Origin of the sequence: Actinomadura logoneensis (genome assembly GCF_003428695.1) — a bacterium.
Lineage (GTDB): Bacteria > Actinomycetota > Actinomycetes > Streptosporangiales > Streptosporangiaceae > Spirillospora > Spirillospora logoneensis.
In genome coordinates this window covers 1-2,540 of record NZ_QURH01000647.1, presented here as the reverse complement: position 1 = coordinate 2,540, position 2,540 = coordinate 1, and the positions used below count along the sequence as shown (strand labels likewise).

General features: G+C 76.9%; 2 protein-coding genes. Both read right to left on the bottom strand.

The window, feature by feature from the left end; all coding sequences use genetic code 11:
• The coding region (locus tag DZF91_RS25105) for a M48 family metalloprotease (RefSeq protein WP_235834538.1) at positions 1-1,007 on the bottom strand (1,007 nt) is incomplete at its 3' end.
• 245 nt (positions 1,008-1,252) lie between these two features.
• On the bottom strand, positions 1,253-2,540 hold a 1,288-nt coding region (locus DZF91_RS40305), incomplete at its 5' end, for a hypothetical protein (RefSeq protein WP_117359701.1).

Below are 2,540 nucleotides of genomic sequence, written 5' to 3'. Positions count from 1 at the left end.
TCGCCCGCGCCCCGGTCGCGCGCCGACGGGTCGTCCGCGGCCTCCGCTCCGGTGGGGCGGCGGGACGCGGGCGGGGCGAGCCCGGCGCGCCGCAGCAGCCGCGGCGAGGTGAGCAGCACGGCGAGCAGGCACACGCCGCCCGCCGCGCCGAGCGCCCCGACGAGCGTGCCGTGCAGGACGTCGTCGCGCTTGGCGTGGCCCAGCTCGTGCGCCACGATCGACTCGATCCGGGGCGTGGACATCGAGGTCAGCAGCGTGTCGTAGACCACGATCCGGCGGGTGGACCCGAACCCGGAGACGTAGGCGTTCAGCGAGGTCGTCCGGCGGGAGGCGTCGGCGACCAGGACGTCCGACACCGGGACGCCGTCGCGCCGCGCCATGTCGAGCAGGGCGGAGCGGAGCTCCCCGGCGGGCAGCGAGTGGAACGTGTTGAAGACCGGCTCGATCATGACCGGGTACGCGAACGAACCGGCGATGACCAGCGCCCCGGCCCCGGCCGCCGCGCCCGTCCACCAGTAGCGGGGGAAGCGGCGGACCAGCGCGGTGAGCAGCAGCAGGCCCAGCGTGTAGGTGACCCAGGTCACCGCGAGCGACTTGGCCTGGTCGGCCAGCCAGCTCGGCCAGCTCTGGGTGGACAGCCCGTAGTCGCGCAGGATCGTCTCGCCCCACACCGCGAACGGCATGGAGATCAGCCAGGTCAGCGAGGTGAGCGCGACCGCGCCGAGCAGGACGCGGAGGGGCAGCCTCCGGAACCGGGACGTGAAGGCTCCGAGCAGGCGCGCGCCGAGGGGGGTGAAGCCCAGGGCGAGGACGACCGCGAGCACGGTGATGAGGCGTCCGTAGGCGGGCCAGTTCAGGGCGCCGTCGAACGCGTCGGCGCGGTGGATCTCGGCCGGGGTGAAGTCGGGAGCCGGGTCGGGTCGGACGTGGCCGCCCGGGACCGCGCCGGGCAGCGGGTTCCACGGCGTGGTCACGGCGATGATCATCGCGACGGCCGCGAACAGCACGGCCGCCGCGACCGCCGCCGCCCTCCGCGGCCCCCGGAGCCCGGCCTCTGTGGGAGAGGTGTCTGGAGGGTTGTCTGAAGGGACGTCGCCTCCGGTGGGACCGCCGCCGTCGGCATTACCGGCCACAGGCGGCGTCCCGGGCGTCCCAGATGCCTCAGGAGTCCCGAATGTGTCCGACGCACCCGAAGGCCCAGGCTGGGGAGTGGGCGTCCCTGGCGGCTCCTGGGGGGCGGCGGTGGGGTCGCTCATGAGAGTTCCTCGCGGAGGTAGTCGCGCCAGTCGGCGGTGAAGGTGTCCGGGCGGACGCCCAGGACCCGGCGGAGCGCGGCGGCCTCGGGTTCCCGCCCGGCCGCCCGGTACAGCCGGACGAGGGTCGGTTCACCGTACCGGTCGGCGACCATCCGGCAGGCGAGCCACGCCTCCTGGTACGCCTGCGAGAGGCGTCCGGACGCGCCGTCGAAGTCGGCCCGGGCGGGGAGGCGGTCCGGGACCCGTCCGGCGGCCACCTCGGCGGCCAGCTCGCGCGCGGCCGACCGGACGGTGATCTTCGCGGTGAGGTCCGCCCGCCGGTAGCCGACGTAGTCGGCGAGGCCCTCGATGAGCCAGAGCGGGGTGCGGCCGTCGCGCGCGCCGCCGGTGGCGACGTGGGTGAGCTCGTGGGTGAGGACGACGTCGCGGCCGAGGGCGTTGAGGCGCGCGAAGGCGGGGGAGACGACGATCCGGTCCTGGCCCGCCGAGTGGTCATGGCCGGCGGGGCGGTTCTGGTCGGCGGAGCCCTCCGGGCCGGGGGTGACGACCGCCAGCGCGGCGAACTGCGCGACGTCCCGGGCGTTCCCGGCGACGCGTCCGGCGAGGGCGGCGTCGGCGGGGGCGAGGACCACGGCGCGGCGCGCCCAGGACGCTCCGGTGACGGCGGTCACGTCCGGGATCGCCGCCGCCAGCCGCCGGGCGATCTCGTCCAGCCCGGACGCGTCCCCGGCGACCAGCACGGGGCCTCGGCGTACGACGGTGAGCGGCCCCGCGTCGGCGATGTCGGCGTCGTCCGCCAGCCCGGCGGGCGTGCCGTCCCCGGTGATCGTCCAGCCGCCCGGAGCGGGCGAGAACGCGAGGTGCCGGGTCCGGGCGACCGGGGCGGTGTCGAAGCCGGTGATCCGGTAGCGCATCGACACCCGGACGACGCCGGACGTGCCCTGGGCCGCGCCGGGATGCTCCTCCCAGCCGTCCAGGGGGAGCCTGGTGAGGTTGTCGAACAGACGGGCCTGGGCCTGCTGGAACGCGGCGGGGGCGCGCGCCACGGTGGCCAGGAACGCGATCCGGTTCCGCTCCCGGACGGCCCGCGCCCGGTTCGCCAGGACGGCCGCGACGGCCCCCGGATCGGGTGCCCCGACCGCGGGCGCCGACGGCCCGGCCCCCCTGGAGCCGGTGTCCCCGGATCCGGTGTCCGGCCCGCGGGTCAGCGTCCAGAGCCCGGCCCCGCCCGCGGCGCAGGCGCCCGTGACGGCCCCGAGCAGGCCGAGAGCCCGCCGCCGCGAG